General features: G+C 53.4%; 20 protein-coding genes and 1 other annotated feature (1 of these 21 cut by a window edge). Of the genes, 1 reads left to right on the top strand and 19 read right to left on the bottom strand.

All coding sequences use genetic code 11. The features are described from left to right. Nucleotides 1-122: a binding site (T-box leader), on the bottom strand; it reaches 90 nt to the left of the window's first position. A gap of 93 nt (nucleotides 123-215) precedes the next feature. From C1714_RS10070 to nusB, 8 genes are read right to left on the bottom strand one after another with little or no spacing between them, the layout of a single operon-like run. Beyond that, nucleotides 216-1166 (bottom strand): tyrosine-type recombinase/integrase, encoded by a 951-nt coding sequence (locus C1714_RS10070; RefSeq protein WP_102343045.1) that lies wholly within the window; start codon nucleotides 1164-1166, stop codon nucleotides 216-218. A gap of 14 nt (nucleotides 1167-1180) precedes the next feature. Further along, entirely contained in the window at nucleotides 1181-2356 is a 1176-nt protein-coding gene (locus C1714_RS10065) for a DNA polymerase IV (protein WP_102343044.1), read from the bottom strand. Next, nucleotides 2356-4002, bottom strand: coding sequence for a DNA repair protein RecN (gene recN / locus C1714_RS10060; protein WP_102343043.1), 1647 nt, complete (start codon nucleotides 4000-4002; stop codon nucleotides 2356-2358). The genes C1714_RS10065 and recN overlap by 1 nt, the downstream gene beginning before the upstream one ends. Next, on the bottom strand, nucleotides 3999-5870 hold the full coding sequence (dxs, locus tag C1714_RS10055) for a 1-deoxy-D-xylulose-5-phosphate synthase (protein ID WP_102343042.1): 1872 nt from the start codon (nucleotides 5868-5870) through the stop codon (nucleotides 3999-4001). Before dxs ends, recN begins: the two co-directional genes overlap by 4 nt. 7 nt (nucleotides 5871-5877) lie before the next feature. After that, nucleotides 5878-6723: a polyprenyl synthetase family protein gene (locus C1714_RS10050; protein ID WP_102343041.1), complete on the bottom strand. Its 846-nt coding sequence runs from the start codon at nucleotides 6721-6723 to the stop codon at nucleotides 5878-5880. Further along, nucleotides 6704-6925: an exodeoxyribonuclease VII small subunit gene (gene xseB / locus C1714_RS10045; protein WP_102343040.1), complete on the bottom strand. Its 222-nt coding sequence runs from the start codon at nucleotides 6923-6925 to the stop codon at nucleotides 6704-6706. The genes C1714_RS10050 and xseB overlap by 20 nt, the downstream gene beginning before the upstream one ends. Nucleotides 6926-6930: 5 nt before the next feature. After that, nucleotides 6931-8265 carry an exodeoxyribonuclease VII large subunit gene (gene xseA, locus C1714_RS10040; RefSeq protein ID WP_102343039.1) on the bottom strand — a complete coding sequence of 445 codons (1335 nt, stop codon included), beginning with the start codon at nucleotides 8263-8265 and terminating at the stop codon, nucleotides 6931-6933. Next, the gene (nusB, locus tag C1714_RS10035) at nucleotides 8262-8651 is read right to left on the bottom strand and encodes a transcription antitermination factor NusB (protein WP_102343038.1); all 390 of its coding nucleotides are present in this window, start codon (nucleotides 8649-8651) and stop codon (nucleotides 8262-8264) included. The genes xseA and nusB overlap by 4 nt, the downstream gene beginning before the upstream one ends. A gap of 110 nt (nucleotides 8652-8761) precedes the next feature. Between nusB and C1714_RS10030 the strand changes: the two genes are divergently transcribed. Next, on the top strand, nucleotides 8762-9331 hold the full coding sequence (locus C1714_RS10030) for a DUF5662 family protein (RefSeq protein ID WP_102343037.1): 570 nt from the start codon (nucleotides 8762-8764) through the stop codon (nucleotides 9329-9331). A 41-nt stretch (nucleotides 9332-9372) separates the two neighbouring features. Here C1714_RS10030 and C1714_RS10025 read toward each other — a convergent pair whose 3' ends face one another. From C1714_RS10025 to C1714_RS09975, 11 genes are all read right to left on the bottom strand, one after another. Next, nucleotides 9373-11139 (bottom strand): NADH-dependent [FeFe] hydrogenase, group A6, encoded by a 1767-nt coding sequence (locus C1714_RS10025; protein ID WP_102343036.1) that lies wholly within the window; start codon nucleotides 11137-11139, stop codon nucleotides 9373-9375. A gap of 12 nt (nucleotides 11140-11151) precedes the next feature. Beyond that, nucleotides 11152-12948: an NADH-quinone oxidoreductase subunit NuoF gene (nuoF, locus tag C1714_RS10020; protein WP_102343035.1), complete on the bottom strand. Its 1797-nt coding sequence runs from the start codon at nucleotides 12946-12948 to the stop codon at nucleotides 11152-11154. A 3-nt stretch (nucleotides 12949-12951) separates the two neighbouring features. Continuing rightward, complete coding sequence (locus C1714_RS10015) at nucleotides 12952-13329, bottom strand: (2Fe-2S) ferredoxin domain-containing protein (protein ID WP_102343034.1); 378 nt, start codon at nucleotides 13327-13329, stop codon at nucleotides 12952-12954. Beyond that, nucleotides 13326-13880: an ATP-binding protein gene (locus C1714_RS10010; protein ID WP_102343033.1), complete on the bottom strand. Its 555-nt coding sequence runs from the start codon at nucleotides 13878-13880 to the stop codon at nucleotides 13326-13328. Before C1714_RS10010 ends, C1714_RS10015 begins: the two co-directional genes overlap by 4 nt. Continuing rightward, nucleotides 13873-14574, bottom strand: coding sequence for a PHP domain-containing protein (locus tag C1714_RS10005; protein ID WP_102343032.1), 702 nt, complete (start codon nucleotides 14572-14574; stop codon nucleotides 13873-13875). Before C1714_RS10005 ends, C1714_RS10010 begins: the two co-directional genes overlap by 8 nt. Then, complete coding sequence (locus tag C1714_RS10000) at nucleotides 14574-14900, bottom strand: DRTGG domain-containing protein (RefSeq protein WP_102343031.1); 327 nt, start codon at nucleotides 14898-14900, stop codon at nucleotides 14574-14576. The genes C1714_RS10005 and C1714_RS10000 overlap by 1 nt, the downstream gene beginning before the upstream one ends. Continuing rightward, on the bottom strand, nucleotides 14897-16096 hold the full coding sequence (locus C1714_RS09995) for a [Fe-Fe] hydrogenase large subunit C-terminal domain-containing protein (protein ID WP_102343030.1): 1200 nt from the start codon (nucleotides 16094-16096) through the stop codon (nucleotides 14897-14899). The genes C1714_RS10000 and C1714_RS09995 overlap by 4 nt, the downstream gene beginning before the upstream one ends. After that, entirely contained in the window at nucleotides 16093-16518 is a 426-nt protein-coding gene (locus C1714_RS09990; protein ID WP_245305095.1) for an ATP-binding protein, read from the bottom strand. The genes C1714_RS09995 and C1714_RS09990 overlap by 4 nt, the downstream gene beginning before the upstream one ends. Then, nucleotides 16515-16871, bottom strand: a complete 357-nt coding sequence (locus C1714_RS09985) for a hypothetical protein (RefSeq protein WP_102343029.1) — start codon at nucleotides 16869-16871, stop codon at nucleotides 16515-16517. The genes C1714_RS09990 and C1714_RS09985 overlap by 4 nt, the downstream gene beginning before the upstream one ends. Then, the gene (locus tag C1714_RS09980; protein ID WP_102343028.1) at nucleotides 16868-17359 is read right to left on the bottom strand and encodes an NADH-quinone oxidoreductase subunit NuoE family protein; all 492 of its coding nucleotides are present in this window, start codon (nucleotides 17357-17359) and stop codon (nucleotides 16868-16870) included. Before C1714_RS09980 ends, C1714_RS09985 begins: the two co-directional genes overlap by 4 nt. 385 nt (nucleotides 17360-17744) lie before the next feature. After that, nucleotides 17745-19607, bottom strand: a complete 1863-nt coding sequence (locus C1714_RS09975) for a PTS sucrose transporter subunit IIABC (RefSeq protein WP_102343027.1) — start codon at nucleotides 19605-19607, stop codon at nucleotides 17745-17747. Nucleotides 19608-19613 lie beyond the last annotated feature (6 nt).

Raw genomic sequence — 19613 nt, 5'->3', positions numbered from 1 at the left:
CTATTCACTTCAGAGGAACATCTCCCGGATGCGCTTCATCGCATTTCCGCCTGCCGGACTTCCACTCTGTTCCGGCTCGCTGTAGGCTTCCCTGTAACTACTCTTCCGTTCCTTGATTTATGCAAGGGATTCTAATTTGGAATGAAAAGCATGTCAACAGGAAAAAGAAATTTTATTTCAATGAAGTTACAGAATATGAAATATATTACATGAAACTATTTTACATTTTTCTTCGTGCTTTCCGGCTTCTCCGGTATCTCAAGATGATCCAGCGAAGGATGGGAAGCTACCGGGTTGAACTTTTGATAGCTGTCCACCAGCTGCTTGTCCGCCACATGCGTATAGATCTCGGTCGTACCGATATCCGCATGACCAAGCAGTTCCTGAATGCTGCGAAGATCCGCCCCTCCCTGCAGAAGATGGGTCGCATAGCTGTGACGAAGCTTATGCGGCGTCAGATGCTTGTCAATGCCGGCCTCTTCGCATTTTTCACGTACCAGCAGTTCCACATACCGCACGGTAACCGGCCGCCCGCAGGAATTTACAAAGAACTGCGCCATCGGCTTCTTAACAAAGAGCGGCCGCACAATCTCCAGGTACCGTTTCAAAACGGGGACAGACCCTTTCGGGACCGGTACCAGACGCTCCTTGTTGCCTTTACCAAGCACCCGTACCATCCCTTCTTCCAGATTCACCCGGTTCAGTGTCAGATTCACCGCCTCCGACACCCGTAATCCGCAGGCATAGATGAACTCCAACAGCGCATGGTCCAGAATCTCCTTCGGATTGGCGTTGGTGAACGACGAAAGAAGACGGTCCATCTCCGCCCTGGTCGCATAGACCGGCAGATCGTCTTCACTGTGGCGGACTTCAATGTTTACCGAAGGATCCTTGGCATCATATACAAAGGCTAGATAGTGATGAAACGAACGGATCGCAGCAGCCTCACGGGCAATGCTGCGAACAGCCTTCACATCCTTCTGCGACTGAAGATACTGCTCAATCAACTGACCGCTGATCGCATCGGTGTCGGTGATCTCTTCCTGCTGCAGCCAGGCCAGATACCCTCGCAGATCACGGCCGTAATTATCGATCGTGTTGGGAGATTTACCCTCGTTGACCGTCAGCCAGCTCATGTATTTTTTATAGGCAAGATCCAGGTTCATGGATTCTTCTTCCCCTACTCACCGTTTTTCAGCAGCGAGCTTGCCCGCACCAGATGTCCCCCAAGCGTCAGCTGATGGTTCAGCTCCTGCAGAATGGAACTGGTTTCTTCATGTGCCTCTTCCACCGGATCAAAGAGATTCATCTGTTGCGCAGCCCAGGAAGCTCCCGCAAAATCCGACACCGAAAGTCCCAGCAGCCGCACCGGCTCCCCTTCCCAGTTCTCTTCAAACAGGCCCATGGCCTGCTCATAGAGATCTTCCGCCTTCCATACCGGAGCAGACAGCTTGCGCGAACGATCCGCATTGGAAAAGTCATAGTACTTGATGCGGATCGAAAGAAGGCTGCCGGCCTTGTGCTCTGCTTCCAGCCGTTTTGCCAGCTTCCGCGAAAGTGTACGAAAAAGACCCCGGATCTCATCCTCATCGGTTACATCTTCCAGCAGCGTCTCGGAAACGCCCATGCTTTTGGCATCGGTTTCCTTCACAATCACCCGGTCATCATAGCCATTGGCCCTGGCGATCATCTTGTCTGTATTTTTTCCAAATACGGCCTCAAGACTCCGCTTATCGGAATAGTTGGCAAGATCCCCGATCGTCTTAATGCCAAGATCCTCCATATACGGAAGCGTACGTTCCCCGATGCCGCGCATATCCCTGATTGGTAAGGGCCACAGTTTCGCCGGCACTTCGCGGATCCGCATCACGGTGATGCCCATCGGCTTCTTCATGTCCGATCCCATCTTTGCCAGAAACATGTTCGGCCCGATACCGATCGAACATGGCAGCTGCAGTTCCCTGAGAATGCGGCGCTGCAGATTCCATGCCAGGTCCAGCGGCTTTGCGTATGCCTGAATCGGAACCGTCATATCCGCATAGCACTCATCAATGCTCGCCTGCTCCACCTCCGGCGTAATCGAGTACACGATGTTCATGAACTCTTCCGAAAGCGACCGGTACCATTGAAAATGCGGCTCCACCATAATCAGATCCGGACACAGATGCCGCGCTTCGGAAACCGGCATCGCACTGTGAACGCCGTATTTGCGCGCCTCATAGCTGGCTGTCGCCACAACACTGCGCCGCGTCTGACCACACACCGCCACCGGCTTTCCTTTCAGGGAAGGATCCAGAATGCACTCCGCACTGACAAAGAACGCATTCAGATCAATATGAAAATAAACATGCGCCATCAGGCCTGACTCCTTTGATACAGTTCCTTCGCTGCGGCACGCGAACTCTTCGTAACTTCACCGGACGCAATCAATGCCAGCTGATCGATCATCGCACTTCCTTTGATCTCTTTTACATGGGTGATCGTACGCCCATCGTCCTCTTCCTTGTACACTAGATAATCCTGCTTCGCACAGGCAGCCACCGGCGCAAGATGGGTCACGGAAAATACCTGGCAGTCCCTGGCAATCGCCTGCATCTTACGCCCGATTGCGGAAGCCACCGGCCCCGATACACCGGTATCGATTTCATCAAAGATGACAGTTTCAATGCCCTGCAGACGTGAAAACTCCGCCTTCAGACCGAGCATGAGCCGGCTCAGTTCACCACCCGATGCAGTCTTGGCCAACGGCGTGAGATCCTCGCCCTTATTCATGGAAATCAGAAATTCCACGGCATCCGAGCCGGCCATGGTGGGTCTGCCCGTGTCTTTTATTTCGGTATGGAAGCATGCATTGGGAAGTATCAGATCCTTGAGATGAGCAGCAATCGCCGCATCCAGCTTCGGAGCGCCATCCCGACGGATCCGGGAAAGTTCCCCGGCGCTTTCATTGTAGGCTTTCAGAGCTTCTGCGATCTTTTCATCCATCTTCTTCAGATAGTGTTCGCGATCGGACATTCGTTCAATCTTTTCTTCAAGATCCTTCTGATGGGCAAGAATATCGGCGACGGAACCGCCGTACTTACGCTTGAGACGCTGAATGGTAAACAGTCTCTCTTCCATCGCATTGATGTCATCTTCGGAAAGATCCATATCATCGAGCGAGCTGCGCAACTGCTCCATCGCATCGTTCAGTGCATAATAGGAGTCATTGACGGTTGACTGAACCGGACGCAATGCATCGCTGTCATCCAGTCCCTGCACCAGTTTGTTCATCTCATAGAGAGGCTCACTGATCTGCTCATCCCAGCTCGAGATGATGCGGTTGAGTTTTTCCAGCGAATTTTTAACGGCCCGGAAGCTGCGCTCCTTTGATTCCAGTTCCTCCTCTTCGCCTTCCTTCAGACCGGCGCTCTGGATTTCCTGAATCTGGTAGCGGAAGTATTCCTCATCCTCTTTGGAATACTGCTGCTTCAGGGCATCCTCCTTCTCATCGACAAGGACTTTCCAGTTCTGATAGGCCTCTGCCGTCTTCTTTAGGATTTTGTCATCCTGAAGATACTTATCCAGAAGATGCACATGAACCGAAGGATTCAGAAGATATTGCGAATCCCGCTGCCCGTGGATGTCCATCTGATTCTTCAGAACATCCTTCACCAATGACAGCGTCACGATGCGATGATCAATGCGCGCCGTACTTTTCCCCGAGGATGCGATTTCTCTTGTAAAGGTTGTTTCTTCACCGACATCAAAACCGGCGTCTGTCAAAGCCTGCACGGCATGTTCATCATTTCCAAGGGCGAAGGTCCCTTCGACAATTGCCTTGGAGGCACCTTTGGAAACAAGAGAGCTGCCCGCCCGGTCCGCACACAGAACCGACAGCGCATCAATGAAGATCGACTTTCCGGCACCGGTCTCACCGATAAAGGCGCTGAACCCGTCACGGAAATCCAGCGTCAGCTCATGAATCAATACAAAATCGCGAATATACAGATGTCTGATCATGCGTCTTCCCCAAGCATCTTCTGAATCCGTTCATAGAGCGAATTCAGATCAATATGCTCCGCAGCCTTGAGCAGCGTCACATCGCCCTGCGAAACGTAATGGTCACCGATTCCCATCCGGACAACATGCATGCAGAGATTGTGATCCATGCAGAATTCCGCAATTGAAGCCCCAAGACCGCCCTCCTTTACATCTGTTTCATAGACAATCACCGGCCGTTTCCGATCCGCAATTTCAAGAAGAAGTTTCTCATCGATCGGTTTGAAGAAGCGGCAGTTAACGACGGTCACTGGCAGATCATTGACCGTCACCTTTTTCGTGATGGCATCCACATCCGGACCGTAGGTCAAAACAAACAGCCTGTTATCCGGCGCATCATGGAACATCGTCCAGGTTCCGGTCTCGATCGCTTCGCAGTTTTCGAGATTTCGCACATCAACGTTTCCGCGCGGGAAGCGGATCGCATACGGATGATTCTGATGGAACGCACTGTAGAGAAGGCAGCGCGCTTCATTAGCATCCTTGGGCTCCGCAAGAATCAGATGCGGAAGAGGCTTTAGAAAACCAATGTCAAACACACCATGGTGCGTCTCCCCATCCGCCCCGACCAGGCCTGCCCGATCAATCCCGAACACAACCGGCAGATCCATCCGGCAAACATCATGATTGATCTGATCATAGGCTCTTTGCATGAAGGAAGAATAGATCGCGACATACGGCCGCATGCCGTTAATCGCAAGGCCCGCCGCAAACGTCACCGTATGTTCCTCGGCAATGCCGCAGTCAAAGCTGCGGTCCGGGTAGCGGGCAAAGAACGACTCCAGACTGCTGCCGTTGATCATCGCCGGCGTCAGGGCCATGATTTTCGTATCAATCGCCGCAAAATCCGCAACCGTATCCGACATCAGCTTTGACCAGGAGGAAAATCCCGGCGGCGTCGAATGTTTCGGTTTTCCCGTCGCAATATCAAACGGGCCGACTCCGTGCCACACACCGCGGCGGTCGTTTTCGCACGGCGCATAGCCATGTCCCTTCTGCGTAATCACATGAACGACCGTCGGCGTCTCATGGGTCTTGGCAACTTCGAGAACCCGGATCAGATCACGGATATTATGACCATCCACCGGGCCCAGATAGCTCAGCCCGAATTCGCCGAAAATACCGCTGTCTACGACCTGATCGCGCACCGAATCCTTGAAGGACTTCAGCCCGTGATACATCGCCTTGCCAAAATCCGTACGATTCAGCGAATCCTTCAGATTCATCTTGAAGTCGTTGTACCCCTTGGCCGCCCGCAGACGCGCAAACGAACGCGTCAGGGCTCCAACGTTGCGCGAAATGGACATGTTATTGTCATTGAAGATGATGACCATCGGACGATTCTCGTAGCCGATCTGGTTCAGCGCCTCCATCGACTCACCGGAAATCAGCGCCGCATCACCGACGACCGGAACCACCTGATAGTTTTCATGATTCAGATCCCGTGCCACCGCAAAGCCAAGGGCCGCACTCAAAGACGTGCTCGAATGTCCCGCTTCCCAGCAGTCATACGGAGACTCTCTGCGCTTTTCAAAGCCGCTCAGGCCGCCATACTGACGCAGGGTCGGAAACTGTGCCGCCCGGCCGGTCAGAATCTTGTGGGTATAGCATTGGTGGCCGACATCAAAGAAGATCTTGTCCTGCGGCGCATTGAAAACATAGTAGAGCGCAATGGTCAGCTCCACTACACCGAGATTGCTTGCCAGATGTCCCCCCGTATTGGCAATGTTCTCAATCAGGAATGTTCGAATTTCCTGCGCAAGCTCATTGAGCTCCGCAACCGACATTTTCTTGAGAAAATCCGGATTCTGAATTTTCGTTAGATCCATAGGGCTCCTACATCTGCCGCGCCGCAATTCTACGAACAAAGCCGCAGATTTCTGTCGCGTCAAAATCCCCCATCTGCTCCATTTCTGTGCAGCAGCCTTCATACAGCTGCTCCATCACCTGTTTCGCACGTTCCATCCCCAGTAACGAAACGCTTGTCACTTTGTGATTGCGCTCATCGGAATTGGATTTACCAAGTTCCGCAGCGCTCTTTGTTTCATCCAGAATGTCATCCTGAATCTGGAATGCAAGCCCAAGCTCAAAGCCGATCTTCTGCCACTTGCTTACCACGGCATCATCCTTCCCCGCAAGGACGGCCGCCATCATCAAGGGCGACGCCAGCAGACAGCCGGTCTTATAACGGTGAACCTTCTTCAGCATATCCCAGTCGTATTGCGGATTTTCCAGCGTATCGAGACACTGGCCATATACCATCCCGGCCGGCCCCGCCATTTCCGAAAGAATGGAAATGCATTTGACAACGCGCTCTGCCGGCTGATCGCTTCTGGCACACTGATAAAACGCCTCCGTCAACAGGCCGTCACCCGCAAGAATCGCGGTCGCTTCATCAAATTTCTTATGACACGTCGGCTGCCCACGGCGAAGATCATCATTATCCATGGCAGGAAGATCATCATGAATCAACGAATACGTCTGAATCATTTCAAGACCCGTCGCAAAGGGAATACCGGCCTTTTCATCCACGCCATAGCCGTTCAGCGCATAGAACAGCAGCAGCGGACGAATCCGTTTTCCTCCACCGAGCAGTGAGTAATGCATCGCATCCCTGACCCGACAGTCCGGTAAAGACTTCAGGCTTTCCTCCAGCAGCTGTTCAATTTCCTTCACCGTCATCCTCAGTCTCCTTCTTACCGGATAGTTCCTCAATCTTCGTTTCAAAGCTGGAAAGGCGGGCATTGCACGTCTTCACAAGATTCAGCCCTTCCTCAAACAGATCAACCGTCTCATCGAGCGGCTTCTCGTTCTTCTCAAGCTCCTGAACAATCACTTCGAGACGGTCCATCGCCTGCTCAAACGTCAGTTCCTTCTTTGCCATGATCCTCACCCTTCCTTATCTACTGCCGATACCTTTGCCTGAAATCCGCCCTCGGCAAGACGAATATGTACATCATCCCCGGGCTGAATCCCTTTACTTGTTTTCATAACGCCGCTTTCGTTCTGAACGATCGCATAGCCACGATCCAGAACCTTGAGTGGCGAATACGCATCCAGCAGCTTTGCCGCACCGGCAAGATTCTTCTGTTCCATCTGATCCCGCAGATTTACCGCACTGTCCATACGCTGGCGGATCTGTTCCACTTCCAGCTTCCGATCAGCGGTGGATGCCTGCACAGCAGTCTCCATACGGGCCGCCAGCACCTGCATCTCTGCCTTCAGGCCGGCGGTCTTTCCATGAAGCTGGCGCATGAACTGTTCACTGACAGCCTGCAGCTGCAGCTCCTGCTGCGCATAGAGACGGGTAGGATCCGTAAATACCGCCGAACTCTTCAGCACACGGAGATGTTCCTCCTCCTTAGCCATGCGTACCTGTACCGCCTGGTTCATCCGCTGTTTTTTGATTTCAAGATCCTGCAGAACATCCGCAAGATTCGGTGCACATACTTCTGCAGCTCCGGTCGGTGTCGGTGCCCGGCGATCGCTGACAAAGTCGACGATCGTAAAGTCCACCTCATGACCAACTCCGGTAACGATCGGCGTTTTCAGGGCATAGATCGTGCGGGCAAGCTGCTCATCGTTGAACGACCAAAGATCCTCGATCGATCCGCCGCCCCGGACAAGAAGAATGACATCATAGCCTCTGGTATCGATCAATTGTAACGCCGCAATGATCTGTCCCGCACTTTCGGTGCCCTGCACAAGGACAGGATATTCATCGATTCTGGCAACCGGCCAGCGGCGGCCGAGCGTATTGAGCACATCGGCACGGGCTGCCGTATTTTTCCCTGTCACCAGCGCAATACGAAACGGATAGCGCACCAGCGGCTTCTTATGGGCCTCATCAAACAGACCTTCCGCAGCCAGCTTCTTCTTCAGCTGCTCAAACTGAAGATAAAGATCACCGATTCCGGCCGGCGTCATCGATACAACCATGACCTGAAGCTCGCCGCGGCCCTCATATACCGTCGCATGGGCACGGACAATTACCTTGTCACCGTCTTTGGGGCGAAAGGCTGTGCGGCGATTATAGGAAGCGAACATGACGCAGCGGATCTGGGCATAGGAATCCTTGAGTGAAAAGTACCAGTGTCCGCTGTTGTAGGGCTTGAAGTTGGATATTTCGCCTTCGATTAAAAGACCCTGAAGACGCGCATCAGAGTCGATTTTCCCTTTCAGATAACGTACAAGAGCTGAAACACTGACAGCCTTCTCACTCATACCCGATCGAGTACGCCGTTGATCAGTTTGTAGGAATCCGGTTCACAGAACCGCTTTGCAAGCTCAATGTATTCATTGATGATGACGGCAGCTTCGATCTGCTTCAGATCGAACTCCGCGCATCCGTTCAAAAGAATCGCCTGCTCCACATAGCCAAGCCGATCAAACGACCAATCGTCGAGAACCTTGTCAATGTATCCGTGATAGCGATCCATGTTGGCGATGGACTGCTTCACGACCTGCATGATATACGGATCACCTTCCTGTTCCTCTGCGGTGAAATTGTCATCCAGGAGTTCCTGCACATCCCGCGGCATGATCAGATTCTGATACACGGCAATCATTGCCTTTTCACGGTCTTTTTTACGGTCGACTTTATGATCCACGGTATCCCTCCTGATGGTTATTTTAGCATCGAATCTTAACAAACGCGTTGTATTGTACCGCACTTGCTTTTCAATTGCATTGCCAATCCAAGTTGTCTAAAATTTTTTGCATGGATAACACAGTTCAGCCATCACTCTGGAAACGTTTCTGGGGACATCTTGCCACAGTCCACCATCATCGTGCCCTGGTACGGAAATACTGTTTCCGCTGCGGCCTCTATTGGCAGGGTCTGGTCCATGACCTTTCCAAATACAGTCCGCAGGAATTCATCCCTTCCGTCCGTTACTTCCAGGGCAACCGTTCCCCCTATGCCTATGAAAAGGAACTGTACGGCATCGCCCCCGGCTGGCTCCATCACAAAGGCCATAACAAGCACCATTGGGAATACTGGACCGACTGCATCAAAGGCAGATGGGTTCCCATGGAAATGCCTGAAAAGTACATCGTCGAATCGTTCTGCGACCGCATCGCCGCCAGTAAGACCTACAAGAAAGAGGCATACACCAACGACGCTCCCCTGGCCTACTTCCAGCGCGTCAGGGAAGGCGGACTGCTGGCAAAGAGAACGGAGCGCGAACTGGAAGGCATGTTAACGATGCTTGCCGAAAAAGGCGAAGACGAAACCTTCCGCATCATACGCGAATGTCTGAAAAAGCATACCGGAATCTATGGAGACTGATTTCTCCGTTCCGGTATGCTTTTTAGTTTGCCTTTCTCAACTCAAGCATCGAGTTTCGGGAACTTTTCTTTTCTGGAATAGGACGTATGAAGCAGCTGTTCAGCCTTCTCACTGCCCGGCTGTCCAAGGTATTTGCTGTAAAGCTCCTGAATCTGCGGATTATCGCTCGATACCCGCAGCGGCATCTCTACATCTTCATCATAAAGAGCCTTCATGCGCAATTCCTTGTAGCCCATACCGAGCTTCCCGTTCTTGATGGAGCTGGGAACGATGCTCTGGCCGCCGCCGTTGATACAGCCGCCCGGGCAGCCCATAACCTCAATGAACGTATACTTCGAGGTGCCGTTCTTCACTTCCTCCAGCAGCGGCTTTGCAGCGGTCATGGATGAAGTGATCGCGATCCACATCTTCTGACCGGCGATCTCAATCTCGGCCTCCTTGACGCCCTGCATGCCACGACACTCCAGGAAGTCTACCTTCTCAAGCTTCTTTCCTTCCAGCTTCTGCTTCACGGTCCGCAAGGCGGCTTCCATTACGCCCCCGGAAGCACCGAAGATGACGCCGGCACCCGTATAGTCGCCAAGCAGATCGGGGTCAAATTCCTCATCCGGCAGGTCGGCAAAGTCGATGCCGAACATACGGATCAGACGCGCACATTCACGGGTCGTCAGCACCGCATCAACATCGGTATAGGCTGCTGTTTTGCACTCGGGACGCTTGATCTCGGATTTCTTGGCAATGCAGGGCATGATACTGACAACGAAGATGTCCTTCGGGTCAATGCCATGCAGCTTCGCCCAGTACGATTTCACGATCGCGCCGAACATCATATGCGGAGACTTTGATGTCGAAAGGTGCGGCAGAAGCTGGGGATACTCGTATTCCATGTAGCGCACCCAGCCTGGCGAACAGGACGTAAACATCGGCAGAACGCCGCCATGATTCAGCCGCTCCAGAAGCTCGTTGCCTTCCTCCATGATCGTCAGATCCGCGCCGAAGTTCGTATCATACACACGGTCGAATCCGCACCGGTGCAGAGCCGCAACCATCTTACCGGTGACGCGCGTACCGATCGGCATGCCGAACTCTTCGCCAAGGGATGCCCGTACCGCCGGCGCCGTCTGCACGACGACGATCTTCTTTGGATCATTGAGGGCCTGGATCACATCACGGATATTTTCCTTTTCCGCTAATGCACCAACCGGACAATTAATGACACACTGACCGCACTGCATGCAGTCGACATCGGCCATCGATGAATTGAAGACCGGGGCAACGATGGTCTTGAAACCGCGGTTCTCCAGGCCCAGGATTCCCAGTCCCTGCACCTTGCGGCACGTCTCGATGCACCGCTGACACAGAACGCACTTGCTTGTGTCACGGACAATGCCATAGCTGAAATCATCGTAGGCAGGCTGCGTATGTTCGCCGGAAAACTTCGTATCACGCACGCCAAGATCCCTGGCCAGCTTCTGCAGCTCACAGTTCTGATCACGAATGCAGTGGAGGCAGTCCATATTATGGTTTGAGATCATCAGTTCCACGGTGTTGCGTCTTCCTTCCAGGACACGCTCACTGTGGGTCAATACCTCCATGCCTTCGCTGACAGGTGTCGTGCAGGCACTTAACAGTGTCCGTGCCTTCTTGACTTCCACCAGGCAGACGCGGCAGTTGCCGCTCTCATTGATTCCCTTGAGATAGCACAGGGTAGGAATATGAATACCGGCATTGCGGGCGGCGGTCAGAACCGTGTCACCCTTCTGCGCCGTTACGACACGGCCGTCAATTTTCAGATGTACCTCTGTCATGGTCTTCCCTCCTTAGCTGCGGCTGACTGCGCCGAAGCGGCACGATGTCATGCACGAACCGCATTTGATGCACTTGGTGGTATCGATATGATATGCCGTCCTGCCGGGCTCTCCGCTGATGGCGCCGACCGGGCAGCTGCGCGAACACAGCGAGCACTTGCGGCAGAGATCCGGATTGATCTGATAGGTCAGCAGCGCCTTGCATACGCCTGCCGGGCAGTGCTTGTCAACAATATGAGCTACGTATTCATCCCGGAAATGATGAAGGGTCGAGAGAATCGGGTTCGGTGCCGTCTGACCAAGTCCGCACAGAGCCGTATCCTTGATCTCGTAGCACAGCTTCTCCATCTCATCGAGCATTTCCATGGTGCCTTTGCCTTCGGTAATCGCCGTCAGCATCTCCAGCAGACGCTTGGTACCGACGCGGCACGGCGTACATTTTCCGCATGACTCGTCAACGATGAATTCCATATAGAACTTGGCAACATCGACCATGCAGCTGTCCTCATCGAGGACAATCATGCCGCCCGATCCCATCATGGAGCCCGCCGCGATCAGGTTGTCATAGTCGATCGGCGTATCCAGTTCCTTCTCGGTCAGACAGCCGCCCGAAGGACCGCCAGTCTGTACTGCCTTGAATTCCTTTCCGTTAGGGCATCCGCCGCCGATCTCGTAAATGATCTCGCGCAGCGTCGTGCCCATCGGAACCTCGACAAGACCCGTGTTCTTGATCTTGCCGCCGAGGGCGAAGACCTTGGTTCCCTTGGACTTTTCGGTACCGATGGAAGCGAACCAGTTGGCACCATGCAGAAGGATCTGGGCAATATTGCCGAGTGTTTCGACGTTGTTGATGCTCGTCGGCTTGCCCCAGACGCCGCACACCGCAGGGAACGGAGGCTTGGGACGGGGCATGCCGCGCTGACCTTCAATGGAGGCGATCAGAGCCGTTTCTTCGCCGCAGACAAAGGCGCCTGCACCAAGGCGGATCTCGATATCAAAGTCAAAGCCTGAACCAAGAATGTTCCTGCCAAGCAGTCCGTAATCCTCCGCCTGCTTGATCGCGATCTTCAGACGCTGAACCGCAATCGGATATTCGGCACGGATATAGATGTAACCCTTATGGGCGCCGACCGCATATCCCATGATCGCCATGCCTTCCAGCACCGCATGCGGATCCCCTTCCAGAAGGGAGCGGTCCATGAATGCGCCCGGATCGCCCTCATCCGCGTTGCAGATGACATACTTCTCATCGCCGGGCTGATCTTTTTCAAACTGCCACTTGACGCCGGTCGGGAAGCCGGCACCGCCGCGGCCGCGCAGTCCCGATGCTTTGATTTCATCGATGACCTGCTGCGGCGTCATTTCCGTCAGTGCCTTGCCAAGGGCCTGATAGCCATCGACGGCAATGTATTCCGTGATGTCTTCCGGGTTGATCTTGCCGCAATTGCGCAGAACGATGCGCTGCTGCTTTTCGTAGAACTTGATCTTGTCAATGTCGAGGATCTTTTCATGGGTATGGAGGTCTTCATCCGACAGCTGCAGATCCGTGACGACACGGCCCTTGTAGATGTGCTCCGAAACAATGCGTTCCACGTCTTCCGGCTTCACATGGCAATAGTAGATTTTGTCCGGGTAGATGGCGACGATCGGTCCCTTCTGGCACAGGCCGAAGCATCCGGTCTTAACGACCTTGACTTCATCTTCCAGGCCATAGCGCTTCAGCGTTTCAATAAAGTTGTCGTAGATCTGTCCTGACTTTGAGGCTGTGCATCCGGTGCCGGCACAGCACATGACATTCATCCGGTACATGCGTCAGTTCCCCTCTTTCCTGCGGGCCGCATCGACGGTATATTCTTCGACGACTGTGCCATGGCCGACATGTTCTTCCAGAACTCTGGCGGCCTTGTCGGGCGTCATGTGGACATAGGTCGTATGGCTGCCATCCTTGCCGTATACTTCGACGATCGGCTCGTAGCTGCACATGCCGATACAGCCGGTCTGCGTCACGATGCAGTTGTAATCGTGCGCCGCCGTTTCTTCGACGAGCCGGTTGAGTACCGGCCTTGCGCCGGCTGCGATTCCGCAGGTCGCCATGCCGACGACGACGCGGTAGTCCTTGTCTCCTTCACGCAGGTCCACCTTCTTTCTGGCTTCGTCCCGCATCCGGATCAGATCTGCAACACTTTTCATAACCCATCCTCCTTGATGTTCTGAACTTCCTGATTGATATAATCCCGTATCCATAAAAGTACGGCCGGATCATCGAGCGGCACGCCGCCAAGCTGATCCGCAATTTCCTTTGAATCAAACACAAACTGCTTCCCGTCACGCCCAACACGCAGCAGGTAACGGATCTGCCGGTTTGCCTGAACGGCAGCCATCATCACTTCGCCAATGTTTCCTAACGGTGGAAGATCAATGCTGCTGGCACAAAAGGTACAGACAATCAATGTTCCTTTGCCGGGGGCGCTGTCTACGCTCATTTCTCCGCCGCATTGCGTGCATGTTTCCTCGAGAAGCGACGTACCCATGCCGACGCGCCGCGTGCGGCGGGTTGTCGTAAAGGGATCGAGCACCTTCTTTGCCAGCTGGGGACTCATGCCGCAGCCATCATCTTTGACCGTTAGCGCCAGCCGGTCACGGTCCCTGTCGGCAAGCAGCGAAATGTCAATGTTCCTGGCGCCGGCGGCGATGCTGTTATTGACCAGCTCCCAGATTCCCATCGAAAGATCTTCAAGCATTCTGAACTCCCAGCCTTTCTGCAGCAGATCCGGAAAGAGAATACTGTGCCTCACTGATATCGATCAGCTGATGGGCATCCGAGTTGATAAGCCACAGGCAGTCACGATCCTTCAGCCATGGATGAAGCCGTATCATTTCCGTTCTCTCCTCTTCATTCCTGGTTTCAAGACCATCAAACGCAAGATTCTGCGGCAGGAAGCCAAGCTGCGTCATTACGGAGTTTTCTCTGCCCATGACATGGGCAGCTACCGCAACTCCGCCCAGCCGGTGCACGGCACTGACACAGGCCGACAGGTCGCAATCCAGCGACACCAGCAACAGGCGCTGCTCGTACGCTTCCGGTTCATCATCTTCATCGCAGATGATCTGATGACCGAACCAGTTGGGATCATTGGCAACCGCAGGCAGATGTTTATCGATCCACTTCTGGAAGGCATCCACCTGCTTAAGACTGTTGAAATAAGCCAGGCAGTGTACTTCTTCAAGGCTCTGCATCTCGACGCCATACAGGATGCGGATGCCGCACTGTTTCGCAGCTTCCAAGACCATCTTCTGCTGGCGCATGCTGTTATGATCCGTCACGGCGATCAGATCGAGACCTTTGATCTTTGCCATGTTGCAGATATTGTGCGGCGTCATCGAATCATCGGCACATGGAGACAGGCAGCTGTGAATGTGGAGATCGTAATGCATCAGATCCCGAGAGCGGCCATGGCTTTCGCCGTCTCATAGATGGACAGCGGACTGACGATCAGCGTCACATGTTCCTGTTTGGCCAGATTGACCAGAGCCTCATCAGGCTTTACTCCCTCCGCAAAGATGACGCAGGCAAATTCACGCAGCGATGCGACCGCAATGACGTTGCGGTGTGCCTGCACCGTGATCCAGGCACTTCCGAGGGGTCCGCTACCCATCACGCGGCTCAGCAGGTCTCCACACCAGCCGCCGCGGATTTCTTTGTCCACGTCGCCGCAAACCAATGTCCACCCCGTTTTTTCAATCAGCTGTCCAACGTTCATGCGGAATCCTCCTTTGGATTGTTCTCTGCCGCAAGAACACGGCAGTCATTCAGCGTACGTTTGCCTTCAACGATCATTTCCGCCATCTTGCGGCAGGTCTGAAAACCGCAGGCGCTGCAGTCAAAGCCGGGCAGCTGTTCCAGGATCTGCTGGATCTTCTGAAAGGCGGCAAGCTTCTCTTGAAAGGTGCGCGTATCGGAAGTGAAAAACGCCTTCTCTGACACATGCAGAGCAGAGGAAGAAAGAACTGCGGTTTCCTTATGCCTCAGATCATTGATCAAAACGGACGTATTCTTCCTCGCCGCATAGCTGTTGCCCCAGAGTAGATGGCCGCCGATACAGCCATTGGCACAGGCATACAGTTCCATGCCCCGGTACATGGGAAGCTGATTGAATTCCAGCATGGACAGCACGCTGCCGCAGCGCTCAAGCCCGTCCACGACCAGAAAGTCCGTATCATCTTCCAACTGGGAAGGATTTGCCGTCAGCAGCCCTTGGGGGCAGAGGGTCAGTTCATCGACACCTTCACTCAGATGTTTCCGCAGCACCGGCATCAGATCGACGGAGGACATGGCGTGGTCCACTTCGTATTCACTGTTTCCGTAGGGATATTTTGCCAGGGCAAGCTTTGCTTCACATTCACAGAGCAGGAAGATTCCAACGGTTCCCTGCCCTTTCATGCGCTGACGAAGGTCACGGGCAGCGGCTTCCGAAGGATAGCGTAGCGCCGCCTGTGCTTCTGCAAGTATGGGATACTGCAGCTGGATCAGCCGGTTGATCACGGGGCAGAAGGATGTAATCGATGTCCCGAGTTCCGTGGATGCTGCCGTAACAAATTCGTCATGGATTCTTCCCTCATAGGGCGATAAATCAACGACTTCATCAAACCCGATCTTTTTGAGAGCATAGAACATCTGCCGCGCCTCAAAGCCAGAGGAGCACCGGGTCGTAAATGCGGATGGAACAAGACAGACAGTCAGATCATAATTCGTGATATCGGCAAGCGTACTGCCCTGGGCGCTGAGGCCCTTGGACTGGCAGGTACGGATGCACTGGCCGCAGTTGAGACACAGATTCTGATCGATCCGGATCCGGTTGTTCTGCATGCTCAAAGCAGACGTTGGACAGCTTTGTATACAACGCAGGCACTTGACACATCGCGATAATGTATAGGTAACTGTTGTTTTCAATGTCATCCATTCACCTGAAAACCAATAGTAAGAATCGTCCCTGCAGGTGAAGACTGCAGGTCGAAGGTATCTGCCTGATCTTTAATGTTGACCAGGCCCATGCCGGCGCCGAAGCCCATTTCTCTTGCTTTTTCAGAGGCAGTCGACCAGCCGGGCGTCATGGCCAGGGAAATGTCGGCAATGCCCGGGCCCGGATCACGGAACACCAGCTGCAGATGACCCTGATCATCCACATCAAGAGTGATGACGCCGCCATAGGCATGGATGATCATATTGATCTCGGCTTCGTAGCAGCAGATTCCGATCCTTCGCAATAGCGGAGCAGGAATTCCAACCTGGCTCAGAACACTCTTGATTGCCATGCTTGCATCACCGGCATGCGCGTAGTCGTCGCGCTCCACACTCCATGTCTGATGCAGAACAATCATTGCAATCCCTTCAATCCGCCTTCATACAGCCGTCCGCAGGCTTCATACATCGTAAGATCCGTTCCAAGTACAGCAATATCCGTCGTCTTCAGAAGAGCTTCAAGATCTGCCTGCGGCTGCTTGCCACGCACCAGGAGAATGACGTGCACATCAAGCATTTCAGCGGTCTTGAGTATCTGCGGATTGCATAGACCCGTGACCAGCATTGTCTCTTCCGACTGGTCGCCGATCATCCGCAGCGCATCGCTCATCAGATCCGAAGCAAATGCCGAGTGAACTTCACAGTTGTCATCATTGGCAGGCGGTGAAAGCGGTGAAGCCCCCGTCAGTTTCCTGACCTCGGCGAGCTTCATGCCAGCATACCCTCCTGGGCACGGATACGGTTGATTTCATTATCAAGAACAGCAATGGTGCAGTTGCCGTGAACGGCACCGTCAATAACACACACCGGCGCAAGTCCGCAGGCTCCAAGGCAGCGCGTCGCATCCAGTGAGAACATGCCGTCTTCGCTTGTCCCGTTGATCGTGGCACCGGTCATTTTGATGGCTTCATCGATCAAAGCCTGTGATCCTTTTACATAGCAGGCAGTTCCGAGGCACACATTGATGACGTGACGGCCTTTCGGCTGCGTCGTAAACTGGGCATAGAAGCAGACAACGCCATAGACTTCAGCTACACTTGTTCCCGTAGCTTCGGCGATCTCCTTCATCGCTTCAAAGGGAATGTACCCGAAGGTATCCTGCACCTCGTGCAGCATGACGATGACAGGGCCCGGCTCATCCTTGTGCGCCGCAACAATTGTCTGAATCTTCGCCAATGATGCCTGATTCAATTTCTCCATAACTGTTCTCCAATGATCTCCTTCAATGGTTGTGAAATGAATATCTATCTGATTGATAATTATACCGGAAGTGAACACAGTTTCATATGCTGCTCAAACAATTACCGGTATCGAATAAAATGGAAGCGCTTACTTTTGTGACTTCAGTTATTATATTTCACAAGAAGCCGGTTTGCCTACACAATTTAGTAAATTCGCGGATAATTAAGCCAATTGAGTAAACATACAGGAATATAGCCATCAACGCAGAGGACGAGGACATGGATCATGCAGGAAATCATACATGCAGACGCAGTTACACAAAAAAACATTCTTCACACCGCTTTTTTTGCGGATGTGCAGAATGTTTTGTTCTTTGCTATCTTTCTTTCCCTGTCAGGAAGAATCAGGCTGCCTTCGTGATGTTCTGGAATTCAGCACCGTTGGTCAGCGCAACGATGACCGTATCCGGATGGCCTGCCTCTTTGATCTTCTTGCGATCGAAGGTCAGAAGCTTCTGTCCCTTCTTGACGGCATCGTCCTGCTTTACGAAGCTTTCAAAGCCGTCACCGTTCATGTTTACAGTATCAACACCGACATGGATCAGAACTTCCATACCACTGTCAGAGCGTAAGCCAACCGCGTGATTCGTCGGGAACACCATCAGTACCGTGCCGTCAAACGGCGCATAGACAACACCGTCCGTCGGTTCAATGCCGATGCTTGGTCCCATGGTTTCCTGTGCAAACATCGGATCCGGGATCTTGGAAGCTGCAACGACTGTACCTGCAACCGGAGCCGTAACCGTTCCCTTTTCCGTCGTGATCACGGTCGCATCCGGAATCGAAGAAGCTGCCGCTGACTGTTCATCCAGCGAATCGAGTTCCTTGCCTTCCGGATCTTCCTTTTCCGGATCCTCCTTGTAGAGAATGTTGGTCAGAACAAATCCGACACCGCCGGAGATGGCAAGCAGAATCGTGTAAACCAGCGGCCGATTGATGGTGAGATAGCCCGGAATGCCGGTGACACCGTAGGCCGTTGCTCCGATGCCGGAGAAGGCCGCAAACAGCGAACCGACCGCGCCGCCGATCATGCCGGCAATAAACGGCTTGAACAGACGCAGGTTGACACCGAAGATCGCCGGCTCCGTAATACCAAGCGAAGCAGACAGCGAAGAAGGAATGGCAACCTGCTTCAGCTTATTGTCATGCGTACGCAGACCGACCGCAAGGCACGCACCGAACTGCGCAAAGTTCGCCGCCGAAGCAATCGGCATCCATGTATTCAGACCCGCACTCGTCAACATGCCAGCTTCGATGATGTTGTACATATGGTGCAGACCCATGACAACCGTCCATGGATACAGAGCACCCATCGCCGCCGCGCCGAACGGATTCTTGACCAGGATCTGCGCACCGGCAAGAACCCAGTTTTCAAGCGTCGAGAAGATCGGACCAATAATGCAGAAGGTTAACAGAGCCGTAACCAGAACCGTTACCAGCGGCACCACGAAGAGATCGATCATCTCCGGAATGTGCTTGTGCAGCCAGTTTTCGATCCTGCACATGAGCCATACCGCTATGATGACCGGTATGACGTGTCCCTGATAGCCGACCTGACGTACGCTGAAGCCCAATAGATGCCAGACCGGAATCGTACCCTCATAGCTGGCGACAGCCCATGCATTGATCAGATTCGAGTGAATCATCAACAGGCCGATGACTGCACCCAGATAGACGTTGCCCCCGAAGACCTTGGCAGCCGAAATCGCAACCAGCACCGGAAGATACGCAAATGCCGTATTGGCGACCATATCGAGGAAGCTGTACCAGTCTGTAGCCGAGAAGCCCGGAATCGCCTTACCGAGAGCCTCCACAAGGCCCATCATCAGACCTGAAGCAACGATCGCCGGCAGAATCGGAACAAATACATCGCCAAGTGCTTTGAGCACCTGTTTCCAGACCGGCATCTGCTTGGCAGCCGCCGCCTTCGCCTCTTCCTTTGTAGCCGCACTCAGACCGGTAATGGCAAGGAACTCATCGTAAACCTTGTTTACGGTGCCGGTGCCGATGATGATCTGCAGCTGACCGTTTGATTCGAATACGCCCTTGACACCGTCAACATTCTCGATCGCGTTTTCATCGACCTTGGAATTGTCAACGATGACCAGCCGCAGGCGCGTTGCACAATGAGCGGCGGACGCAATGTTGTCTTTGCCCCCGAGATGTGAAAAGATCTCTTCAGCACACTTGCGATAATCCAATGCCATACAAAA

The sequence above is a fragment of the Galactobacillus timonensis genome (assembly GCF_900240265.1).
In the GTDB taxonomy this organism is placed as follows: Bacteria; Bacillota_I; Bacilli_A; order Erysipelotrichales; family Erysipelotrichaceae; genus Bulleidia; species Bulleidia timonensis.
The sequence above is the reverse complement of the archived record's forward strand: the minus strand, read 5'-3'. Positions and strand labels throughout refer to the sequence as shown.